At 62.8% G+C, this 4736-nt stretch carries 4 protein-coding genes; all 4 read left to right on the top strand.

All coding sequences use genetic code 11. The features are described from left to right. On the top strand, positions 1-793 hold a 793-nt coding region (locus GEU01_RS27730; RefSeq protein ID WP_456303509.1), incomplete at its 5' end, for an ATP-binding domain-containing protein. 127 nt (positions 794-920) lie between these two features. Further along, on the top strand, positions 921-1163 hold the full coding sequence (locus tag GEU01_RS06875) for a hypothetical protein (protein WP_010509420.1): 243 nt from the start codon (positions 921-923) through the stop codon (positions 1161-1163). Between the two features lie 1122 nt (positions 1164-2285). Then, positions 2286-2912: a Crp/Fnr family transcriptional regulator gene (locus GEU01_RS06865; RefSeq protein ID WP_026018557.1), complete on the top strand. Its 627-nt coding sequence runs from the start codon at positions 2286-2288 to the stop codon at positions 2910-2912. Next, positions 2909-4736: diguanylate cyclase domain-containing protein (locus tag GEU01_RS06860; protein WP_232272434.1), on the top strand; the 1828-nt coding region annotated here is incomplete at its 3' end. The genes GEU01_RS06865 and GEU01_RS06860, both read left to right, overlap by 4 nt.

Genomic DNA, 4736 nt, shown 5'->3' with positions numbered 1-4736 from the left:
CGCCGCCGCCACAACCATACGTGAAAGCCAGGGCGGCCCGCTGGACTGGTCATGGTGCCGCGCCAATCACCATGACGGCGCGGGCCTGTTCGTGCCGCGCGCGCCCGATGCGTGGATGCAGCGTGCCTTTACATCCGATGAATTCCGCACCGACAGCGACGCCTTCCGCTACCTGTGCTGGACCAATGCACGGGTGGAGGCGGTCAACCGCATGGTGCGCCGCTGGGTGCATGGCGGCGAGACGCCAACCCCCTTTGTCGCGGGCGAACGCGTGATCGCCCGCGCGCCGGTCATGGATGTGGAGGGGCGGCGCGTTGTCGTCGCCACCAATGAGGAGGCGGAGGTGATCGACATCCGCCCCGCCATCCTGCGCCATGCCTTTCCCGCCACGTCAAAGGTCGCGGGCTGGACCACCGAACTGCCGGTGCATGACGTGGTGCTGCGCACCCTGACGGGGGAGGAAGTGCCCGTGCCCATCCTGCGGCCCGGCGCGGACATGGCGGCCATCGAACGCCGCCTGCGGCGCGAGGCGGTGGAAGAACGCGCGCGCTGGCAGCACCGTTTCGTGTTCCGTCGCGGCATCGGGCGGCTGCAGGCGGTCTATGCCATGACCGTGCATACCGCGCAGGGCAGCACGTTTGGCCGTGTTTTCGTGGATATAGGCGACATTACCCGCCGGGCCGCGACCAACGTACTGGAAACGCAGCAACTGCTGTATGTGGCGGCCACGCGGCCATCCACCGCCATGATCCTGACGGGGCTGCCCGGCCATCCGCCACCGGGAAAGGGCTGAGGACAGCGCGTATCCGACGGCTCGGCCGGCATTGATACGCCGGATAGATAGAAAATATTTCAAACTGTGTATTGATACCGTGTGGTGGACGCTCAACATATGGTGATATCATAAGGAGTTATCTACCATGAGCGAACATCGCGTCCCGCATGCGGCCGGTTCCATCCACGATCTGGTGCGCAAGGCCACGCATTCCCCCGCCATCATGACGAAAGCGGAAACCATCCGTCTGGCCGAACACGTCCTGAAGGGCGGCGAACACGCCACGGAAGAAGAACAGGCCATCGCCAAAAGGGCCGCCCTTGACCCCGAAGGGGTCAATGCTTCCGAAATCCAGCTTCTGGGCAAGCGCGCGGCTGCGAAGAAGTAAGCTGCCTGTCCTGTCGGGACGGTATCAGGCGGGTGCGCAGGCGCGTACCCGCCTGATTGCGTTTGGGCGGGGCGGGAAAGCAGGGCATCGCGCCCCGACCCGTGACGGTCGCCTTCCATCCCCCATGATCCCCCGTTCGGGTGCCCATTGCATCGGTCGCGCAGCCGTGCGCGTCCCGGTTCGCCACCCTTCGGGGCGATCCGTTCCGTACCCATGACGGGGCGGATTTCGTGTCCTTTCCCTTCGGGCCAGCGCCGGGGAAACGGTGCGTCCATGTAAAAATCGGGCATGACCCCGTGATTATGATGGGCTGAAAACAATTTTCTTTCATAGGCCTATCATATCTTTTACCTAATTATTTCAAAACATTTCAGTATACTTTCATGAAATATTAAACTGTCAGCGTAATATTCATGGCTCATGCCCACTGCATGAAAGGCATATCAACGTGCATCCGCCATCTCCCCGTACCGTGGGGCAGGGCGGAAGTAAAAAAGTGGAACAGCGTGCCCGCCTGTCCCCGCACCGGCGGCACCATTATTTGAACATCCCGGCCTTTTACACTGACCACGCGGGTGTAGGCAGGCCGCCCATTCCCTTGCCATCGGCCGGGGGACACCGGGCACACAGACCGCACCGGGCGCACCGCGCCCGTCTGCAGCAGGCGAGGCAACACACTGGCACCGTACCCTACCGGGCAACTGGCCCCGCGGTGCAAGGGGAGATGAACGACGTGATCCATTCCCGGACGGATCGCGGGAAACCGGGAATAATCCCCCGGTCGCCATCACCGGGAAATGGTAATGCAGCCGTGGCGTGATCCGGACCATGCGCGGGCGGGCAGGGGGGAAACATCCGCCCCCACCGGCACCAGGCCCGGCCGTGCGGGCCAGCGCCCGGACCGCGCCGCGGCGGGAACACGCCACCATGCGGCCAGAATGGCCAGATACTTACAGGGCAGGGTGCGGCAGTTATCCGACAATTACGCAAAAATATAAGATGTACGGATATATAAACAATTGCGTCTGTTTATTCTGCATGCATTTTACAAATTAACTTATGGCAAAAAGATGTCATTAATCAGAACTGTCGCAGTCCTGTCGGGAACAGAAAAAGATAAAGATGCCTTTAACGCAGCTTAATAATCCCTTGGCCGGGGTGGAACGCCATTATGTGAACCGTCAGGAGTTCATGACGGAAAGCATGCCCGCCAACATGCATTTCCATGTGGTCGGTGGTGGGGCGCGCCTGTTCAAGTCACTTCCGGACGGGCGGCGGCAGATCATCGGTTTCGCCCACAAGGGGGACGTGCTGCCTGCCTATCCATGCACGCATTACCACTACAGCGCCGAAGCCATGCACACGCTGCGGGTAACGTGCGTGCCGACACCCTACCTGCGGCACCTGCACGAAACATCGCCCGGCGCCTGCGCCGCGTCGCTGCACACCGCGCGGCAGGTGCTGGTGGGGCTGCATAACCGGCTGCTGATGCTGGGGCGCCAGACCGCGCGCGAACGGCTGGCCGCCTTCCTGGTCGCGCAGGGGACCCGCATGGGACGGGGCGTGCTGTGGCCCGTCGATCCCGCCATTTCCCGCGCCGACATAGCCGATTTCCTTGGCCTGACGACCGAGACGGTCAGCCGCCTGCTCAGCGCCTTTCACCGGGAAAAGCTCATTTCCCGGCAGCGGCGCGCCATACATATCCTCGACCTCGACCGCCTGCGCGCCATCGTGGCCCATTCCGAATGAAAACGAAGAAAGATAGCCAGCCGATGTCCGACATAACCGCCCTTACCACCGAAATCCTGCTGCCCGCGCTGGAACAGGCCATAGATGCCACGGTCATCATCGGTCAGGATAACGAGATCATTTTCTACAACCACGCGGCGGAAGCTCTGTGGGGCATCCCGCGCGCCGAGGTCATGGGCCGCAACGTGGACTGCCTGGTGCCCGTGCGCCTGCGCCATGAACATGACCGTTATATCGACCGCAACCGTGAAAGCGGGCACAACCGCATTGTCGGCACGTCGCGCGAAGTCGAATTCACGCGCGCGGACGGCGAATACATCTGTGGTGAACTGTCACTGTCGAAGGTGCAGATCACCAAGGACGGGCGGAAGCTGACCTACTACATGGGCGTGATGAAAAACGTCACGGAGGAAAGCCAGCGCCGCAAGATCCTGATCCTGCAGAACGACGTGCTGCAGGCCCTGGCCAGCGACATGCTGATACAGGATATCGGTGAACTGATCTGCCGCAAGGTCGAGGCCTTCGTGCCCAATTCCGTCGCCGCCCTGCTGGTGCTGGATGATGCGCAGCCGTGGCGGGTGATCTGCACGTCCGCCCTGCCGCCGCGTATCCGCAACGCGCTGGAAACCACCGTGCCATCGCCGTCCGACGTGGAGAAGCTGAAGGCCAACCCGTCCTATACCGGGCGGCTGGTATGGGACAATTACCAGTCCATGTGCCGATCGCTCGGGTTGCAGTCGTGCTATGCCGCCCCCGTCATGGCGGGCGACGGTCGGGTGACGGGCATCTTCGCGCTGTACCTGCGCGAACCCAACCAGCTTGGCGCGTGGCCGCAGCGCCTGGTCGGGTCGTGCCTGCCGTTCTGCGCGCTGGCGCTGGAACAGCACGCCACCAAGACGCACCTGACCCAGCTTGCGCGTTATGATTCCCTGACCGGCCTGCTGAACCGTGGCGCGCTGCACCGGGTGATGGAAGACATCATTGCCCAGCCGGGCAACCGGACGCTGGCGATCTTCATGCTGGATATCGACCGCTTCCGCGATATCAACGACGCGCTGGGCCACGTCTATGCCGACCAGTTCCTGGTCGAGATCGCGGGGCGCATCCGTTCCATTTCCAGGGATGACTATGTCCTCAGCCGTTCCGGCGGGGATGAATTCGTGGTGGTCGTGCCTGACTGCGAGGGCAAGCGGATCGAGGAAATCGCCCGGCAGCTTCTGGACACCATCGGCCGCCCGCTGCAGATCGGGCAGAACACGCTGTCCATTTCATGCTCGATCGGCATAAGCACGTTCCCCGCCAACGGGCCGGACAGTGAATCGCTGCTCAGCCATGCCGACACGGCCATGCGCCAGGCCAAGGAAGACGGGCGCGGCATCTTCCGCTTCGCCAACCTGGAAAAGAACCAGGTGGCGCAGGACCGGCTGGTGCTGGGTTCCGCGCTGCGTGATTCGCTGGCAAAGGGCATGCTCAACCTGCATTACCAGCCGCAGGTGCGCACGCATACGCTCGAACTCAGCGGGGTGGAGGCCCTGTCGCGCTGGCACCATCCGACACTGGGCAACATCTATCCCTCCCGCTTCATCGCGGTGGCGGAGGAAACCGGCCAGATCGAGGCCATCGGCCGGTGGTCGCTGCAGGAAGCATGCCGCCAGATCGTGAAATGGGACCGCGACGGCATCCATGTCCCCACCGTGGCCGTGAACCTGTCGGCAGTGCATTTCCGCAACCGCGCGCTGCCCGAACACATCGCGACCCTGCTGAAGGACCATGACCTGAAGCCCGCGCGCCTGACGGTGGAAATCACCGAAAGCGTGATGATGG

Source organism: Komagataeibacter europaeus LMG 18890 (assembly GCF_000285295.1).
GTDB lineage: Bacteria > Pseudomonadota > Alphaproteobacteria > Acetobacterales > Acetobacteraceae > Komagataeibacter > Komagataeibacter europaeus.
This window is presented reverse-complemented; position numbering and strand designations above follow the sequence as displayed.

Excerpts from the sequence above, each read along its gene's own strand:
- GEU01_RS06865 (WP_026018557.1), top strand. The coding sequence starts at position 2,286 with ATGCCTTTAACGCAGCTTAATAATCCCTTGGCCGGGGTGGAACGCCAT.
- GEU01_RS06875 (WP_010509420.1), top strand. The coding sequence starts at position 921 with ATGAGCGAACATCGCGTCCCGCATGCGGCCGGTTCCATCCACGATCTG.